Genomic DNA, 18,389 nt, shown 5'->3' with positions numbered 1-18,389 from the left:
CGACTGTTCTTCCGCCGAGGGTCCCCGGGCAATGTGCCCGGGGACCCTCGGCGTATGTGACCCTTGCCCTCATGCCTGTCGTACGTGATCTGCGCGTACTCCTGCGCCTGAGGGACTTCCGCAATCTGCTGACCGTCCGGCTGTTCTCCCAGGCCGCCGACGGCGTCTACCAGGTCGCGCTCGCCACCTACGTGGTGTTCTCGCCGGAGAAGCAGACCTCACCCGCGGCCATCGCCTCAGCGATGGCCGTGCTGCTCCTGCCCTACTCCGTCATCGGGCCGTTCGCCGGAGTGCTGCTGGACCGCTGGCGCCGCAGGCAAGTCTTCCTCTACGGCAACCTCCTGCGGGCCTTTCTCGCCTGCGTGACGGGTCTGCTCGTGGTGACCCACGTCCCCGACTGGCTGTTCTACGCCTCGGCCCTGTCCGTGACGGCCGTCAACCGCTTCGTACTGGCAGGTCTGGCCGCGTCGCTGCCGCATGTCGTCGGGTCCGGCCAGCTGGTGACAGCGAATGCCCTCTCGCCCACCGCCGGAACCCTGGCGGCGACTGCCGGCGGGGGGCTGGCCTTCCTGGTCAGGTTGCTGGCCGCGGGCTCCGACGCTCTGGTCGTACTGTTCGCCGCCGGGCTGTACCTGTGCGCCGCGCTCGTCTCCCTGCGTCTGGCCGTCGGCCTCCTGGGGCCCGACCACCTCCCTGGACGGTCCCACCCCTCGCTCGCAGAGGGAGCGGCCCTCACCGTACGGGGCATGGCCGAAGGCCTGCGGCACCTGGCCGGACGCCGCGAGGCCGCCCAGGCACTCACCGCGATGACCATGATGCGGTTCTGCTACGGAGCTCTACTGGTCACTCTGCTCATGCTCTGCCGCTACTCCTGGTCGGACGACGAATCCGCCGGCCTGGCCCTCCTGGGCGTTGCCATCGGTGTCTCCGGCGCGGGCTTCTTCGCAGCAGCCGTCGTCACACCGTGGCTGGTGGGCCGGCTGGGCACCCGCGGCTGGATGACCGTGTGTGCGGGTGGCGCGGCCATCCTGGTTCCGGCACTCGGCCTGTTCTTCGCACCCGGACCGATGCTCGTCGCCGCCTTCGCCCTGGGCATCGCAACGCAGGGTGCCAAGATCTCCACCGACACCGTCGTGCAGTTCCAGGTGGACGACGAGTTCCGGGGGCGCGTTTTCTCCGTCTACGACGTGCTCTTCAACGCCGCGTTCGTGGCAGCGGCGGCGGTGGCCTCCCTGATGCTCCCCGCCGACGGCCGGTCCGTCCCGCTGGTGGTGAGCGTGGCCGTCCTCTACGCCGCCACAGCGGCGCTCCTCCAGCGGCAGGGCCGACACCCCGCCGCGGGCGCGGCCGCGCCCTAGCTGAGGGACAGGGCGCCCACCCCGCGATGTTTCACGTGAAACATGACCTCGGTTTCACGTGAAACATCGTGACGTTTCACGTGAAACATCAGCGGCCGGCACCGTCTCAGGCCTGAGACGCCCACCACTCCTTCAATGCCGCCACCGCCGCGTCATGGCCCATCGGCCCGTTCTCCAGCCGCAGCTCCAGCAGGTGCGCGTACGCCTTGCCGATCACCGGACCGGGACCCACACCCAGCACCTGCTGGATCTCGTTGCCGTTCAGGTCGGGCCGGATCGCGTCCAGCTCCTCCTGCTCCTTGAGCTGCGCGATCCGCTCCTCCAGGCCGTCGTACGTACGGGAGAGCGCGCTGGCCTTGCGCTTGTTGCGCGTGGTGCAGTCCGACCGCGTCAGCTTGTGCAGACGCTCCAGCAGCGGGCCCGCGTCTCGGACGTACCGGCGTACGGCCGAGTCGGTCCACTCCCCGTCGCCGTACCCGTGGAAGCGCAGGTGCAGCTCTACCAGCCGGGACACGTCCTTGACCATGTCGTTGGAGTACTTCAACGCGGTCATGCGCTTCTTGGTCATCTTCGCGCCCACCACCTCGTGGTGGTGGAAGGAAACACGGCCGTCGCTCTCGAACCTGCGGGTGCGGGGCTTGCCGATGTCGTGGAACAGGGCAGCCAGGCGCAGCACGAGGTCCGGGCCATCCTCCTCCAGGTCGATCGCCTGCTCCAGGACGATCAGCGAGTGCTCGTAGACGTCCTTGTGGCGGTGGTGCTCGTCACTCTCCAGCCGCAGGGCGGGCAGCTCGGGCAGCACCCGGTCAGCCAGACCGGTGTCCACCAGCAGCCCGAGGCCCTTGCGGGGGTGTGCGGACAGCAGGAGCTTGTTGAGCTCAGCCTGCACCCGCTCCGCCGAGACGATCTCGATCCGTTCGGACATCGCCTTCATCGCCGCCACGACCTCGGGTGCGACCTCGAAGTCCAGCTGTGCGGCGAACCGGGCCGCGCGCAGCATCCGCAGCGGATCGTCCGAGAAGGAGTCCTCAGGGGTGCCGGGAGTACGCAGAATGCCTTCCCTGAGGTCGTCCAAGCCACCGTGCGGGTCCACGAACTCCTTCTCCGGCAGCGCGACGGCCATCGCGTTCACCGTGAAATCGCGGCGGACCAGATCTTCCTCGATGGAGTCGCCGTAGGAGACCTCCGGCTTGCGCGAGGTGCGGTCGTACGACTCCGAGCGGTACGTGGTCACCTCGATCTGGAAGTTCCGGTCGCCGTCCGCGACGCGGGCCAGCTTCTGTGCGCCGACGGTGCCGAAGGCGATTCCGACGTCCCACACCGAGTCGGCCCACGGCCGCATGATCCTCAGCACGTCCTCGGGCCGGGCGTCGGTGGTGAAGTCGAGGTCGTTGCCGAGACGCCCGAGCAGCGCATCGCGCACGGAGCCGCCGACCAGGGCGAGGCGGAAGCCCGCCTCCTGGAAACGGCGGCCGAGCTCGTCGGCGACAGGAGCGACGCGCAGCAGTTCACTGACCGCTCGGCGCTGCACCTGACTCAGGGCACTGGGGGTGTCTTCATTGGCGTTCGGCACAACAGAAAAGGGTACGTGGCCCGCCCGGCGGGGGCCGCCGCGATTTTGTGGCCACCCCGCCCCACCGCGCCCGGGGGGCGGAGCCGATCATGTGGAGCAAGGGGCGGCACTCGCGCACAGCGCGCCTCGTTACCATTCGTGGACGCACAACCGACGACCACTGACACTTCGAGGGACGGGCGAGCGCGTGGCCGAGGCGGCAGACATCCTGGGGGCAGCCGCCCCTGCCCGGCGCCGCTGGCTGCGGCGGGCAGTCGTCCTGCTCGCGGGCACGCCGGTCCTCGCCGCCCTGGTCTACTCCCCTGCCCCGACGGCTCAGGCCGCCGACTCGGCCGTCGACGTCCAGCTGCTTGAGGTCTCGCCCAACGCCCCTGTGAAGAGCGACACCCTCACCATCTCGGGCAGCGTGGTCAACAACAGCCGCGAGCCGATCAAGTCCGCGCACGTGGGGCTGCGCGTCGGTCCCGTCGTGGGGGACCGGGCGTCCATCGACGAGGTGGCGGACCGCACCGGCTTCCGGGCCGGCGTGGACCCGGGGGAGATCGACCCCGCGTACGCGGTGAAGATCGACTCGTTGCCCTCGAAGGCCAGCCGGCCCTTCACCATCAACGTCCCGGTCGGCAAGCTGGACCTGGGCAAGGACGGTGTCTACCAGCTGGGCGTGTCACTGTCGGGAGAGACCGACAGCCGACCGTACGAGCAGGTGCTCGGTATCCGGCGGACCTTCCTGCCGTGGCAGCCCGAGGCCGCCACGAAGCGCTCCTACCTCACCTACGCGTGGCCGCTGATCTCCACCACCCGGGTCACGGCGGAAACCGGCTCGGACGAGACGCAGACGCCCGTCTTCCTCGACGACTCCCTCGCCAGGGAGCTGGCGCCGGGAGGCCGCCTGGAGCGGATGGTCTCCCTCGGCAAGGACCTGCCGATCACCTGGGTCATCGACCCGGACCTGCTCTACACGGTCGACGCCATGGCCAAGGGCTACCGGATCCGCAACCCCGACCCCGACGGAAAGCCCCTGCCGGGCAAGAGCAAGGCCGTCGCCGAGCAGTGGCTGAGCGCCCTGGAAACCGCGGTGCAGGGAAAGAAGGTCGTCGCGCTGCCCTACGCCGACCCCGACCTGGCTTCCCTCGCCCACCACGGCAAGGACGTCTCGGGCACCCTGGGCCAGCTGCGGCCCGCCACCGACAAGGCGAAGCAGGCCGTCGAGACGGTCCTGCACGTCACCCCGTCCACCGACTTCTCCTGGCCCGTGAACGGCGCCATCGACCCGTCGATCGTCAACGTGGCCACCTCGGCGGGCGCCCACAACGTCCTCACCCGCAGCGACAGCCTCCAGGAGACCGGCGCCCTCGGTTACACCCCGACGGCCGCCCGTCCCATCGGCGCGGGCGCCACCGCGATCGTCGCCGACGCCGAACTGTCGACGGCTTTCGAAGGCGACATGCTCAATGCCAGGGATTCCGCGCTCGCCGTGCAGAGGTTCCTGGCCCACAGTCTCGCCCTCAACCTGCAGGGCGGCGACGAGCAGCGCAGCTTCGTCGTCACACCACAGCGGATGCCGTCCGCCAGCCAGGCGGAGTCGATGGCGGCGGCCCTGCGCGGCCTGCAGGGCGGCCGCTGGACGCAGCCCTCCGACCTCGAAGCGGCGGCGTCCGCCAAGCCGGACCCCGGCGCCGCCACCCAGGTCCCGGGGGCCGGTCAGTACCCGGAAGCCCTCAGCCGGCAGGAACTCCCGGTGTCCGCGTTCGAGAAGATCCGGACCACGCAGGACACCCTCGACCGCTTCAAGGTGATCCTCGCGGCGCCCGAGCGCGTCGAGATCCCCTTCGGCAACACCACCAACCGGGAGATGTCCACCTCGTGGCGCGGCCGGCCCGAGGAGGCCGGCGTCTACCGGGACCAGGTGCAGGACTACCTGATCGGCCTCACCGAGAAGGTCAAGGTCGTCCCCAAGTCCGACGCCACCTTGTCCGGGCACAGCGCGATCATCCCGGTCAGCGTCCAGAACAGCCTCGTGCAGGACGTCCACAACCTGGTCCTGCGCGTGAAGTCGGCCAACCCCACCCGGTTGATGTTCGGCGACAGCGGAATGGCCGAGCAGGAAGTCACCGTCCAGGCCGATCACAGCCAGACCCTGAAATTCCCCGCGAACGCCACCGCGAGCGGTCCCGTCGAGGTCACCGCGCAGTTGTTCACGAAGAACGGCGTCCCCTACGGCAAGGAACAGAAGTTCACCGTGGAGGCCACCGAGGTCACTCCCACCGTCATGCTCGTCATCGCGGGCGGCGTTCTCCTCCTCGTCCTCGCGGGCATCAAGATGTACGCGAGCCGCAAGCGCCTGGCGACGCGTGCGGCCTCTGAGGAGAGCACGCAGCCGAGTGACGAGTCCCCGGACACCGGACCGCAAAGCACAAGCGGGTCCGGCACGGGTGAGACAGTGGACCGTTAAAGCGATGCCGTGGCCGGTCGGCCTGGGGACGATGAGGTGGGGTTTCGATGAACGCGCCGTACGACGGTGACCGCGCGCAGGGCACTGGTGGGCCGGCGCCCTCCCAGGGCACCGCGCCGGGTGCCCCGGTGCCCGGGCAGGCCTCCGCGCCCGCATCCGGGCCGGATCACGACCCGTATGTCCAGGATGCCTACGACTACGACCCGTACCGGTCCCAGGACCTTTCGGCCCAGGACCCCGTAGCGGAGGCCCTGTACGACCGGGCTTCACACCCTCCGCCGCCGCCGGGCACCTACCTGGAACCCGGCCCCTTGTACGCGGCCCCGCAGCCGCCTTCGTACGGCGGTCCCGACGCTCGCGTCTGGGCCCAGACCCCGCCGCCCGAGCCCGACGGCCCTTCCCGCCACCTGCCCTACGGTGACCGCCCCACGACCACGGAGTTCGTGGGTGTGGACTCCCTGGTGACCAAGGCCGCGGACGAGCAGCCGGAACCCGATGCCTTCGCCCACCTGTACCGCGACCAGGAGGCGGCCCCGCAGCTTGCCACCGAGGAGCCCCCGGTCGCCGTCCCGGCCCCGGCCAAGCCCGCCGGGCGGGCTTCGGGCCTGTTGAAGTCGAGCGCCCTGATGGCCGCGGGCACGATCGTGTCCCGGATCACCGGCTTCCTGCGCACGCTCGTGATCGGCACCGCGATCGGTGTCACCACCCTCAACGACAGTTACCAGGTCGCCAACACCCTGCCGACGATGATCTACGTGCTGGTCGGCGGCGGCGCGCTCAACGCGGTGTTCATCCCGCAGCTGGTCCGCGCGATGAAGAACGACGAGGACGGCGGCGAGGCATACGCCAACCGCCTCCTGACGCTCGTCGTGGTGCTGCTCGGCGCCGTCACCACCGTCTGCGTGCTCGCGGCCCCGCTGTTCATCGGCATGATGTCGCAGAAGATCGCCGACGACCCGCACCGGATGGACGTCGCGGTCGCCTTCGCCCACTATTGCCTGCCCACCATGTTCTTCATGGGCGTGCACGTGGTGCTCGGTCAGATCCTCAACGCCCGCGGCCGCTTCGGCGCGATGATGTGGACCCCCGTCCTCAACAACATCGTCGTCATCGCCACGTTCGGTGCGTTCATCTGGGCGTTCGGCGGCTTCACCAGCACCGGCGTCGACGAGGCGAGCATCACCCCCGAGGGCGTCCGGCTGCTCGGCCTGGGCACCCTGCTCGGCCTCGCCGTCCAGTCGCTGGCGATGATCCCCTACCTGCGTGACGCCGGCTTCAAGCCGCGCCTGCGCTTCGACTGGAAGGGCCACGGGCTCGGCAAGGCGGCCGGCCTCGCCAAGTGGACGTTCTTCTTCGTCCTGGCCAACCAGCTCGGCCTCATCGTGGTCACCCAGCTCGCGACCTGGGCGGGCGACGTCGCCCACAACCAAGGCCACGACGGCACCGGCATCGCCGCGTACAACTACGCGCTGCTCCTGTGGCAGATGCCCCAGGCCATCATCACCGTCTCGGTCATGACCGCCGTCCTGCCGCGCATCTCCCGCTCGGCCCACGACGGGGACGTCGCCGCCGTCCGCGACGACATCTCCTACGGCCTGCGCACCTCCGCCGTGGCGATCGTGCCCTGCGCCTTCGCGTTCCTCGCGCTCGGCGTCCCGATGTCCACCCTGCTCTACGCCGGATCCGGCTCGGCGACGGCGCAGAACATCGGCTACATCCTGATGGCCTTCGGCCTCGGACTCATCCCGTACTCCGTCCAGTACGTCGTCCTGCGCGGTTTCTACGCCTACGAGGACACCCGGACGCCCTTTTACAACACCGTCATCGTCGCCGCGGTCAACGCCGGCGTCTCGGGGCTCGCCTTCCTCGTCCTCCCCGAGCGCTGGGCCGTCGTCGGCATGGGCGCCGCCTACGGTCTCGGATACACGGTCGGCGTGGGCGTCGCCTGGCGCCGTCTGCGCGCCCGCCTCGGCGGTGACCTCGACGGGGCGCACGTCATGCGCACCTACACCCGCCTCATCGGCGCATGTGTCCCGGCCGCAGTCGTGGCCGGCGCGGCCGCCTACGGGGTCACCAAGTGGCTGGGCAGTGGAGCCGGCGGGTCGCTCGCCGCCCTCGTGGCCGGCTTCATCGCCCTGGTGGCCGTTTTCCTCACCGCCGCGAAGCGCATGCGCGTCGAAGAACTCAACGCGATGGTCGGAATGGTCCGCGGACGTCTGGGGCGTTGACGGGCAGAACCGACGGTTCGCCCCTCCTTCGCGTGTCGTGCGGAGGGCCGGACTGTGGGCACAATTGGCATGGCTTCGCAGACTGGCCGACAGCGCGCAACGGATGGGGAGGCAGGGACGACGGTGGCGGAACGTAGCACAGCTGCCGTCGACGTGGCCGACAACAGCGGCGATGAGCCGCTGACCGCGGAAGCGGTCAAGGCCACGGCCGACGGGGTGGACACCCAGAACGACCGAGCCGCGGACGGATCCATGCGCGAAACGGATGGCGAACGCAGAACGGCCGCGCCCGTGGCGGCGCCCGAACTGCACAGCGGCCACAAGCTGGCCAGGCGCTACCGCCTCGAGGAGTGCGTCACCCGTCTGGACGGATTCAGCAGCTGGCGTGCGATGGACGAAAAGCTGCGCCGCGCCGTCGGCGTGCACCTGCTTCCCGCCGACCACCCCCGGGCCCGGACCGTCCTGTCCGCGGCCCGCTCCTCCGCGCTGCTCGGCGACCCCCGGTTCGTCCAGGTCCTCGACGCCGTGGAAGAGAACGACCTCGTCTACGTCGTGCACGAGTGGCTGCCCGACGCCACCGAACTCACCGCCCTCCTCGCCGTCGGACCCTTGGAGGCCCACGAGGCCTACCAGCTCGTCAGCCAGGTGTCGCAGGCCATGGCCGCGGCCCACCGCGAGGGCCTGGCACACCTGCGCCTGACACCCAGCGCGATACTGCGCACCTCCACCGGCCAGTACCGCATCCGCGGCCTCGCCGTGAACGCCGCCCTGCGCGGCATCACCAGCGACACCCCGCAGCAGGCAGACACCGAGGCGATCGGCGCGCTGCTGTACGCGGCGCTCACCCAGCGCTGGCCCTACGAGACGGACGCCTACGGGCTCACCGGCCTGCCCAAGGGCGTCGGCCTGATCGCCCCCGACCAGGTGCGCGCCGGCGTCCACCGGGGTCTGGGAGAACTGGCCATGCGCGCGCTGGCCAACGACGGGGCCACCGCCTCCCGGCAGGAGCCCGCCTGTACCACCCCGGAGGAGCTGGCCAAGGCCGTCGCCGCGATGCCCCGCATCCGGCCGCCGGAGCCGGCCTTCACCGCCCCGCCCGAGTACCAGCACACCACCTACCAGCAGGGGAGCTACGGCCGGCACCCGGCGACCGGCCTGCCCACCGTGCAGAGCCTCGCCGTCCCGCCGCCGCCCCCGTTGCAGAGCCGTACCGGCCGCGCCCTCAAATGGGGCGTCGCGGCGCTGCTCATCGCCGCCCTCGGCCTCGGCAGCTGGCAGCTCGCCGACGCACTCCTCGACCGCAAACACGGGGGCTCCGGCAACAGCGGCTCCACCCCGCAGACCAAGTCCGACGAGGCCCCCAAGGAGATCAAGCCGGGCAAGCCGCTGCGCATCGGCAAGGCCACGGTCTTCGGAAAGGATCCGATCAAGCCCGGCGACGCGCGCAAGGCCATCGACGGCGACGCCGACACCGGCTGGGTCACCCTGCAGTTCCGCGGCTTCGCCAACTTCGGCAACCTGGACAGCTATGACGACGGCAGCGGCATCATCGTCGACCTCGGCAGCGCCCAGGACGTGGCCGGCCTTGAGGTCGGCCTGCACGCGTCGGGGCAGAAGATCGAGGTGCGGGCCGCTTCCCCGGAAGCCGCCTCAGCGCGCTCCCTCTCGGACTTCCCGCAGGAGATCGTCAAGCTGGGCAACACGGGGAAGAACCTGAACACGACCCTGCAGACCCCGGTCAAGACCCGCTTCCTGCTGATCCACATCACGTCCCTGCCTTCCGAGGGCGGCGATTCCTACCGCGGCGGCATCAACGAGATCAAAGTGCTCGGTACGGCCGAATAGGACCGGACCGCGACACCCGCCGGGCCCGCTGCGCCGCCGACGCGGCGGGCCCTCGTATTCGCCCTGCCCGACCCGTACTCTCCCTTCCGGAGGGGAGGTGTGATGCACGACGCGACGACCAGCGGGGACGGCGACCAGGAGCTGCTGGCGCGGCACGTGGCGGGGGATCCCGACGCCTTCTCGGAACTCGTGCGGCGGCACCGGGACCGGCTGTGGGCCGTGGCGCTGCGCACCCTCGGGGACCGGGAAGAGGCCGCCGACGCCGTACAGGACGCGCTCGTCTCCGCCTACCGGGCCGCACACACCTTCCGCGGGGACTCCGCCGTCACCACCTGGCTCCACCGGATCACCGTCAACGCCTGCCTCGACCGGGCCCGCAAGGCTGCCTCCCGCAGGACGGCGCCCCTCGACGACACGGACCGGCTGGAGCGGCTCATGGAGCCGCACGAGTCCGCCGAGGCCCCCGCCGAGCGCCAGGACCTCCACCGGCAGCTGCTGGCAGCCCTCGGCACCCTCCCGGCAGAGCAGCGGGCCGCGCTCGTCCTGGTCGACATGCAGGGCTACCCCGTGGCCGAAGCCGCGCGCGTCCTCGGCGTCGCCGTCGGAACGGTCAAGAGCCGGTGTGCGCGGGGCCGGGCGAAACTGCTGCCGCTGCTCACTCATCTGCGCTCGAATGCCGCGGATAACACCTCCGCCGGGCGGGGAAGGAACCGGACGCCGGGGTCACCCGTCCCACCCGCAGAACCCAGGCAGCCAGACCCAGACGCAGTGAAGGGCGGAGGTGGACGACCGTGAGCCCCACAACCGGCACGACCGGCACGATCCGGCACCCGGACGTCGCGGAGATCTCCGACCTGACCGAAGGGCTGCTCTCACCGGCCCGCACCGCCGCCGTACGCAGCCACCTCGGCGACTGCGTCCTGTGCGCCGACGTCCTCGCCTCCCTCGAAGAGATCCGCTCCCTGCTGGGCACGCTGCCCGGGCCGAGCCGGATGCCCTCCGACGTCGCGGGCCGTATCGACGCCGCCCTCGCCGCCGAAGCGCTCCTGGACTCCACCTCGCAGCGCGCCCGGCCCACGCCCGGCCCCGCCGTTGCCCCCCGGCAGACGCCGCCGTCCGCCCCGGCACGACCCGCGGGTCACCCGACCGGCCCAACCGGCCCCGGCCGACGCAGGGCACGCCGACGGATCGCCGTCCTCGCCGGCCTCGCGGGCGCGGCCGCCTGCGTACTGGGCCTCGTCCTGTCCGGCGCCTTGGGCGCAGGCGATTCCCGCGACACCGTCGCCCGGACCGGTACCTCCGCCACCGCCACTCCGCCCGCCTCCGACGGCTCCTACACGTCCGAGGGACTCCAGGGCAGCGTCCAGCACCTCCTCGCTTCCGCCGCGAAGCCGCAGAGCAAGCCCGAGGAGAGGAACAACACGTACGGGATGGAGAACACCTCCCCGGGCGTCCCCTCCGACACCTCCCCGGGCGTCGCCCCCGGCGAGCGGCAGGCCCCTCCCGTCCCGCCCTGCGTCCAGCGGGCCACCGGCCGTGCCGACACCCCGCTCGCCGCCGAGCACGGCAGCTACCAGGGCACGGACGTCTACCTCGTCGTCCTCGCGCACCCCGGTGATCCCGGGCGCGTGGACGCCTACCTCGTCCCCAGCGGCTGTGCGGACCCCCCCTCGGCGCCCCCCGGCAAGCCACTGCTCACCGGTACCTACGCCCGCCCCTGACCCGTTCAGGTCTGAGCCGCGCCGGACCGGGAATGCGAGCGCCGTAGGATCCGTTGGGTGGGATGACAGTCCACACCGGCCCCCCGGTAGGCAGCACGCAGTCCGCAGAGACGAGGAACGAACCCGTGAGCGACGTCCGAAACGTGATCATCATCGGCTCCGGGCCGGCCGGTTACACGGCCGCCCTGTACACCGCACGCGCTTCGCTCAGCCCCCTGGTCTTCGAGGGTGCCGTCACCGCCGGCGGTGCGCTGATGAACACCACCGAGGTCGAGAACTTCCCCGGCTTCCAGGACGGCATCATGGGTCCTGACCTGATGGACAACATGCGTGGCCAGGCGGAGCGTTTCGGCGCCGAGCTCGTCCCCGACGACGTCGTGGCCGTGGACCTCACCGGTGAGATCAAGACCGTCACCGACACCGCCGGAACCGTGCACCGCGCCAAGGCCGTGATCGTGACCACCGGTTCGCAGCACCGCAAGCTCGGTCTGCCCAACGAGGACGCGCTCTCCGGCCGAGGCGTCTCCTGGTGCGCCACCTGCGACGGGTTCTTCTTCAAGGACCAGGACATCGCCGTCGTCGGCGGCGGCGACACCGCGATGGAGGAAGCGACCTTCCTCTCCCGGTTCGCCAAGTCGGTCACCATCGTCCACCGCCGCGACAGCCTGCGCGCCTCCAAGGCCATGCAGGACCGCGCCTTCGCCGACCCGAAGATCTCGTTCGCCTGGGACAGCGAGGTCGCCGAGATCCACGGCGAGCAGAAGCTCTCCGGTCTCACCCTGCGCAACACCAAGACCGGTGAGACCTCCGAGCTGCCCGTGACCGGTCTGTTCATCGCCGTCGGACACGACCCGCGTACCGAGCTGTTCACCGGCCAGCTGGACCTGGACGACGAGGGCTACCTCAAGGTCGACGCCCCGTCCACGCGCACCAACCTCACCGGCGTCTTCGGCGCGGGCGACGTCGTGGACCACACCTACCGTCAGGCGATCACCGCCGCCGGTACGGGCTGCTCCGCCGCCCTGGACGCGGAGCGCTACCTCGCCGCCCTCGCGGACGCCGAGCAGGCGCACGCGAACGCGACCGTCTGACCCCCGCACCACCCCCATCCCCACCCACACCCCGCAGGAAAAAGGAGGCCGCTGTGGCCGGCACCCTCAAGAACGTGACCGACGCCAGCTTCGATGCCGACGTCCTCGCCGCCGACAAGCCCGTCCTGGTTGACTTCTGGGCCGCCTGGTGCGGCCCGTGCCGGCAGATCGCCCCGTCGCTGGAGGCCATCGCGGCCGAGTACGGCGACCAGATCGAGATCGTCAAGCTCAACATCGACGAGAACCCGGCCACGGCCGCCAAGTACGGCGTCATGTCCATTCCGACGCTGAACGTCTACCAGGGCGGCGAGGTCGTCAAGACCATCGTCGGTGCCAAGCCGAAGGCTGCCATCCTGCGCGACCTCGATCCTTTCGTCGAGGTCAAGACCGCCTGATGTTTCACGTGAAACGGGGCCGCTCCCTGAGGGAGCGGCCCCGTTCGCACATCCGGCCGCTGCTCACAGCGGGCGCAGGGCCGGTTCCTTCCGCGCCCGCGCCCCGCCCAGCAGGCGGTCCAGGGCGAGTTCCACGTCTTCCTTCCAGGACAACGTCGAGCGCAGTTCCAGTCGGAGCCGGGGATGCACCGGATGCGGTCGTACCGTCTTGAAGCCCACGGACAGCAGGTGGTCTGCCGGGAGCAGACAGGCCGGCCGCTCCCACTGCGCATCGCCGAACGCCTCGATCGCCCGGAAACCACGCCGTAGCAGATCCTTTGCCACCGTCTGGACCATCACCCGTCCCAAACCCTGCCCCTGATACCCCGGCATGATCCACGCCGTGATGAGCTGGACGGCGTCAGGGGAGACCGGGCTCGTCGGGAACGCCGTCGCACGCGGCACGTAGGCCGGGGGCGCGTACAGAACGAAGCCCACGGGGACGTCGTCCACATAGACGACGCGGCCGCACGATCCCCATTCCAACAGGACGGCGGAGATCCAGGCCTCCTTCTCCAGCTCAGCGGTTCCCGCCTTCACGGCGGCCTCACCACTGACCGGATCCAGCTCCCAGAACACGCAGGTCCGGCAACGCCGGGGAAGGTCCTGGAGGTTGTCCAGCGTGAGCGGTACCAACCGACGACCCATACACGCATCGTATCCGCTACGACAAAGAGGCGAGCCATACCGGCTCGCACCGTACGACTCGCCTCCCGACTCCCCGGCCGGACTCCCGGGTCACTCTCCGGAAAGCCCCTGTTCCAGGACCCGGCCCTCGCCCGGCGCCAGCGTCCCGAGGATCCGCTCCAGATCCTCCATCGAGGCGAACTCGACGGTGATCTTGCCCTTCTTCTGACCGAGATCCACCTTCACCCGCGTCTCGAACCGGTCCGACAGCCGCGTCGCCAGTTCACTGAGCGCCGGAGCCACCCGGGCACCCGCCCGCGGGCCCTTCGGCTTCACCGGGCTCTCCGGCTCAGACCCCATCAGCGACACGATCTCCTCGACCGCGCGCACCGACAGGCCCTCGGCCACGATCCGGTGCGCCAGGCGGTCCTGCGCCTCGGAGTCCTCCACCGACAGCAGCGCCCGCGCGTGTCCCGCCGAGAGCACCCCCGCGGCCACCCGCCGCTGCACCGGGGCGGAGAGCCTCAGCAGTCGCAGCGTGTTCGACACCTGCGGACGCGACCGCCCGATCCGGTCCGCCAGCTGGTCGTGGGTGCAGTGGAAGTCCTGCAGCAGCTGGTCGTACGCGGCGGCTTCCTCCAGCGGGTTGAGCTGCGCCCGGTGCAGGTTCTCCAAGAGGGCGTCCAGCAGCAGCTTCTCGTCGTCCGTCGCCCGGATGATCGCCGGAATCCGGTCCAGTCCGGCTTCACGGCACGCGCGCCAGCGGCGCTCACCCATGATCAGCTCGTAACGGCCCGGCCCGGACTGCCTCACGACGACCGGCTGGAGCAGACCCACCTCCCTGATGGAGGTCACCAGTTCGGCCAGCGCGTCCTCGTCGAACACCTCACGAGGCTGCCGCGGGTTGGGCGTGATGGCGTCCATCGGGAGCTCCGCGAACGTCGCCCCCGCCACCTCGTCGGCCGGTGCCGCCGGCTCCGGTACGAGCGTCGGCAGTGCTTCGCCGTCGGCTGCGGCCGGGGGAGCCCCCAGCGCGCCATCGGTCTGTGCCAGCGCCGCCAGCTTCGCCGCAGCGATTCCGCGCTCCGACGTCAGCACCGGCAGCGCCGACGGTGACGTCGACCCGGCACCCACCATGGGCGTCTTCTCCTGGGGAGCGGCGGGAATCAGCGCGCCGAGCCCCCGCCCCAGACCCCTACGTCGCTCACTCACTGGATCCCCTCCGCCATACTCTGTGTGCTGTTCATGCCGGCCCCCAGATGGGCGTGCCGGGCGTCGTAATGGATTCCGGCTCCCCGCAGCGCGATCTCCCGCGCCGCTTCCAGATAGGAGAGGGAGCCGCTGGAACCCGGGTCGTAGGTGAGCACCGTCTGCCCGTAGCTGGGCGCCTCCGAGATGCGTACCGAGCGCGGGATGCTGGTCCGCAGCACCTCCTTGCCGAAGTGCGTGCGGACCTCCTCCGCCACCTGCGAGGCCAGCCGCGTCCTGCCGTCGTACATCGTCAACAGGATCGTGGACACGTGCAGCGACTGGTTCAGGTGGGCCCGCACCAGGTCGACGTTGCGCAGCAGCTGACCCAGGCCCTCCAGCGCGTAGTACTCACACTGGATCGGGATCAGCACCTCCGCTCCCGCCACCAGCGCATTCACCGTGAGCAGTCCCAGCGACGGCGGGCAGTCGATCAGGATGTAGTCGAGCGGCTGCTCGTACGCCTGGATCGCCCGCTGGAGCCGGCTCTCCCGCGCCACCAGCGAGACCAGCTCGATCTCCGCGCCCGCCAGATCGATCGTGGCCGGGGCACAGAACAGGCCCTCCACATCCACCACGGGCTGGACGACCTCCAGCAGCGGCCGGCTGTCCACGAGCACGTCGTAGATGGAGGGCACGTCCGCGTGGTGATCGATGCCGAGTGCCGTGGACGCGTTGCCCTGCGGATCGAGGTCGATGACCAGGACCTTGGCCCCGTGAAGGGCCAGCGAAGCCGCCAGGTTCACGGTCGTCGTGGTCTTGCCGACGCCGCCCTTCTGGTTGGCCACCACCATCACCCGGGTCTGCGCCGGCCGCGGCAGCGGTTCACCCGCCCGTCCCAGGGCGTCCACCGCCAGCTGGGCGGCCCGCCCGGTGGGGGCGTCGTCGTTGTCCACAAGGGGCGGAGGCGGCATCTCTTCCCCAGCGGTAGCGGGGGCAGGAACGTCCTCGCCCGGCGATTCAGAGCGGGGACCGGGGACCGGGTCGGCCATCGGCCCCGCGAGGTTGGCGTCGGACCGCACGGTGTCACTCTCCTCGGCATCAGGCTCGCGATGAACAGAGCCTGCCATGTCACCCGGGTCACGAACCAGCGGGGCCCGAACTCCTGTGGATGAATCCACCGATGTGGACAACTGCGTCACCCCCGCGCCGTCGCGCGGGCGGGGGGACGCGGCCTCACGACCGCGGCTGATGATTCCGTGCAGCAGGGAGCGACGTTTCACGTGAAACACGATGCCCGGACACTGACTTCCGCCCGCTACGACACTCCGAAATCCATACCTATAGGGCCCAACACGCCTGAAATGGCGCGGGCCGACCCCAAAGGGACGATCATCAACGGCGGCGCCGGGTCCGCCCCACACGAGCCGCCTTCGCCCGCTTGGCCGCGAACCTGACCCCGCCGGGGCTCTCGCCCACCTCGACGCGCACCACCGTCGTCAGCGGGTCCACGACACCCTCTCCGACCTGGAGGACCGAGGTCTTCACCACACCCAGCTTCGTCAGCGCCGCCTTGGCCGCCACCAGCTCCTCGTCGGCGGTGTCACCCTTGAGCGCCAGCATCTCCCCGTAAGGACGCAGCAGCGGCACGCCCCAGCCGGCCAGCCGGTCCAGCGGAGCCACCGCACGAGCCGTCACGACATGGACGGGCTGGAGCTTGCCGAGCACCTCTTCGGCCCGACCGCGCACCACGGTGACGTGGTCCAGGCCCAGCAGCTCGACCGCTTCCTGGAGGAAATTGGTCCGCCGCAGCAGGGGCTCCAGCAAGGTGATCTTGAGGTCCCTGCGCACCAGAGCCAGCGGGATGCCCGGCAGCCCGGCGCCCGAGCCCACGTCACACACCGAGACGCCTTCGGGCACGGCCTCCGACAGCACCGCGCAGTTCAGCAGGTGCCTCTCCCAGAGCCGGGGCACCTCACGCGGGCCGATCAGGCCGCGCTTGACCCCCGCGTCCGCCAGCAGCTCCGCATACCGCACGGCTTCCGGGAAAAACTCGCCGAATACCGCACGCGCCTCTTCAGGCGCCGGGGGAAGCTCTGCTGCCTCCGTCACGGGGACCGTCCTTCCGTACAGAACTCACTCTTCACACAACGGGCACTGCCAGGCTTACAAACATCGGCCCCGCCTGCGATACAGACGGGGCCGACCACACGCGTTCCGGTCAGGCCGGGAGCACAACGACGAAGCGCTGCGGCTCCTCGCCCTCGGACTCGCTCTTGAGACCGGCGGCCGCCACGGCGTCGTGGACGACCTTCCGCTCGAACGGCGTCATCGGCGCCAGCTTGAGCGGCTCACCCGAAGCCTTCACATCGGCCGCCGCCTGGGCGCCCAGCGCCGCCAGCTCCTCGCGCTTCTTGGCGCGGAACCCGGCGATGTCCAGCATCAGCCGGCTGCGGTCCCCGGTCTCCCGGTGCACGGCGAGGCGGGTCAGCTCCTGCAGGGCCTCCAGAACCTCACCGTCGCGGCCCACGAGCTTCTGCAGGTCGCGGCCGGCGGAGTCACTGACGATCGACACCGCGGCCCGGTCGGCCTCGACGTCCATGTCGATGTCGCCGTCCAGATCGGCGATGTCCAGCAGGCCCTCAAGGTAGTCGGCCGCGATCTCGCCCTCCTGCTCAAGGCGGGTCAAGGTGTCGCCGCCCTCAGCGGCGGCGGTGGTGGTGCCTTCCGTCACGGGAGGGGCTCCTTCTTGCTTCTTGGAGGGCTACTTCTTGGTGGGCTTGCTGGGAGGCGTCTGACGCTTCGCCTTCGTCTGCCGCTTCGGCTGCTGCCGCTTGGTGGCGACACCGCCGCTCGCCGCATCCGCGTCGGCCGTCGCCTCGACGCTGCTGATCACGGAGCCGTCCGGCTGCGCGGCCATGCCCTGCTTCGTCAGCGCCGTGATGAACTTGCGCTCGTTGTCGTTGCGGTCCGGACCCTTGGCCACGATCGCCGCGACGATCTTCTTCTTGCCCCGGCCCTTGAGCTGACCGTGCGTGCTGACGTGCTTGAGCAGGCGGGTCAGGTACTGGTCCTGGGCCTTGCTGCCCGGCGTCGGGTTCTGGTTGATCACGTACATCTGCTGGCCCATGGTCCACACGTTCGTGGTCAGCCAGTAGACGAGGACGCCGACGGGGAAGTTGATGCCCATGAAGGCGAAGATCAGCGGGAAGATGTACATCAGCATCTTCTGCTGCTGCATGAACGGCGTCTTGACCGAGAGGTCTACGTTCTTCTGCATCAGCTGACGCTGGGTGTAGAACTGCGACAGCGACATCATGATGATCATGACCGCGGTCACGATCCGGACGTCCATCAAGGAGGCGCCGAGCGCGGCGACCTTCTCCTCGCTGTCGGTGAACTTCGCCGCCAGCGGGGCACCGAAGATGTGCGCCTGACGCGCGCTCTCCAGCAGCGACTGGTTGATGACGCCGATGGTCTTGCCGTTGGCGATGGCCGAGAGCACGTGGTAGAGCGCGAAGAAGAACGGGGACTGCGCCAGGATGGGAAGGCACGAGGACAACGGGTTGGTACCCGTCTCCTTGTACAGCTTCATCATCTCTTCGGACTGACGCTGCTTGTCGTTCTTGTAGCGCTCCTGGATCGCCTTCATCTTCGGCTGGAGCGCCTGCATGCCACGCGTCGCCTTGATCTGCTTCACGAAGAGCGGGATCAGGCAGATACGGATCAAGACCACCAGGGACACGATGGACAGGCCCCAGGCCCATCCGCTGTCGGGGCCGAAGATCGCGCCGTACAGCGAGTGGAACTGGACGATGACCCACGAGACGGGTGTGGTGATGAAACTGAACAGACTGGCAATCGTGTCCACT

At 70.1% G+C, this 18,389-nt stretch carries 15 protein-coding genes; 8 read left to right on the top strand and 7 right to left on the bottom strand.

Annotated elements, in window-relative coordinates:
- The first annotated feature begins 71 nt into the window (after positions 1-71).
- Positions 72-1,358, top strand: a complete 1,287-nt coding sequence (locus OHA81_RS16235) for an MFS transporter (protein ID WP_329196685.1) — start codon at positions 72-74, stop codon at positions 1,356-1,358.
- A gap of 106 nt (positions 1,359-1,464) precedes the next feature.
- On the opposite strand, the gene OHA81_RS16230 is transcribed toward OHA81_RS16235, so the two are convergent.
- Positions 1,465-2,931: a CCA tRNA nucleotidyltransferase gene (locus OHA81_RS16230; RefSeq protein ID WP_329196683.1), complete on the bottom strand. Its 1,467-nt coding sequence runs from the start codon at positions 2,929-2,931 to the stop codon at positions 1,465-1,467.
- Between the two features lie 187 nt (positions 2,932-3,118).
- Between OHA81_RS16230 and OHA81_RS16225 the strand changes: the two genes are divergently transcribed.
- The 7 genes from OHA81_RS16225 (at position 3,119) to trxA (ending at position 12,663) form a co-directional block, all read left to right on the top strand.
- A complete protein-coding gene (locus tag OHA81_RS16225; protein WP_329196681.1) occupies positions 3,119-5,383 on the top strand; it encodes a DUF6049 family protein in 2,265 nt (754 codons plus the stop codon).
- Between the two features lie 47 nt (positions 5,384-5,430).
- Positions 5,431-7,611, top strand: coding sequence for a murein biosynthesis integral membrane protein MurJ (gene murJ / locus OHA81_RS16220; protein WP_329196679.1), 2,181 nt, complete (start codon positions 5,431-5,433; stop codon positions 7,609-7,611).
- A 123-nt stretch (positions 7,612-7,734) separates the two neighbouring features.
- Positions 7,735-9,456 (top strand): protein kinase family protein, encoded by a 1,722-nt coding sequence (locus OHA81_RS16215; RefSeq protein ID WP_329196677.1) that lies wholly within the window; start codon positions 7,735-7,737, stop codon positions 9,454-9,456.
- Positions 9,457-9,558: 102 nt separating this feature from the next.
- Entirely contained in the window at positions 9,559-10,251 is a 693-nt protein-coding gene (gene sigM / locus OHA81_RS16210) for an RNA polymerase sigma factor SigM (protein ID WP_329196675.1), read from the top strand.
- Positions 10,248-11,177 (top strand): anti-sigma factor family protein, encoded by a 930-nt coding sequence (locus tag OHA81_RS16205; RefSeq protein ID WP_329196673.1) that lies wholly within the window; start codon positions 10,248-10,250, stop codon positions 11,175-11,177. The genes sigM and OHA81_RS16205 overlap by 4 nt, the downstream gene beginning before the upstream one ends.
- A 125-nt stretch (positions 11,178-11,302) precedes the next feature.
- Positions 11,303-12,268 carry a thioredoxin-disulfide reductase gene (gene trxB / locus OHA81_RS16200; RefSeq protein WP_329196671.1) on the top strand — a complete coding sequence of 322 codons (966 nt, stop codon included), beginning with the start codon at positions 11,303-11,305 and terminating at the stop codon, positions 12,266-12,268.
- A gap of 53 nt (positions 12,269-12,321) precedes the next feature.
- On the top strand, positions 12,322-12,663 hold the full coding sequence (gene trxA, locus OHA81_RS16195; protein ID WP_329196669.1) for a thioredoxin: 342 nt from the start codon (positions 12,322-12,324) through the stop codon (positions 12,661-12,663).
- Between the two features lie 63 nt (positions 12,664-12,726).
- On the opposite strand, the gene OHA81_RS16190 is transcribed toward trxA, so the two are convergent.
- The 6 genes from OHA81_RS16190 to yidC all read right to left on the bottom strand — a co-directional run bounded on the left by OHA81_RS16190 (position 12,727) and on the right by yidC (position 18,388).
- Entirely contained in the window at positions 12,727-13,350 is a 624-nt protein-coding gene (locus OHA81_RS16190) for a GNAT family N-acetyltransferase (protein ID WP_190185576.1), read from the bottom strand.
- Positions 13,351-13,440: 90 nt separating this feature from the next.
- On the bottom strand, positions 13,441-14,541 hold the full coding sequence (locus tag OHA81_RS16185; protein WP_329196667.1) for a ParB/RepB/Spo0J family partition protein: 1,101 nt from the start codon (positions 14,539-14,541) through the stop codon (positions 13,441-13,443).
- Positions 14,538-15,647, bottom strand: coding sequence for a ParA family protein (locus OHA81_RS16180; protein WP_329196666.1), 1,110 nt, complete (start codon positions 15,645-15,647; stop codon positions 14,538-14,540). Before OHA81_RS16180 ends, OHA81_RS16185 begins: the two co-directional genes overlap by 4 nt.
- A 265-nt stretch (positions 15,648-15,912) precedes the next feature.
- Complete coding sequence (gene rsmG, locus OHA81_RS16175; RefSeq protein WP_190185579.1) at positions 15,913-16,629, bottom strand: 16S rRNA (guanine(527)-N(7))-methyltransferase RsmG; 717 nt, start codon at positions 16,627-16,629, stop codon at positions 15,913-15,915.
- Between the two features lie 109 nt (positions 16,630-16,738).
- Entirely contained in the window at positions 16,739-17,251 is a 513-nt protein-coding gene (locus OHA81_RS16170) for a Jag family protein (protein WP_136210325.1), read from the bottom strand.
- Between the two features lie 30 nt (positions 17,252-17,281).
- On the bottom strand, positions 17,282-18,388 hold the full coding sequence (gene yidC / locus OHA81_RS16165; RefSeq protein ID WP_329196662.1) for a membrane protein insertase YidC: 1,107 nt from the start codon (positions 18,386-18,388) through the stop codon (positions 17,282-17,284).
- Position 18,389: the final 1 nt, after the last annotated feature.

Source organism: Streptomyces sp. NBC_00667 (genome assembly GCF_036226825.1).
Classification (GTDB): domain Bacteria; phylum Actinomycetota; class Actinomycetes; order Streptomycetales; family Streptomycetaceae; genus Streptomyces.
This window is presented reverse-complemented; position numbering and strand designations above follow the sequence as displayed.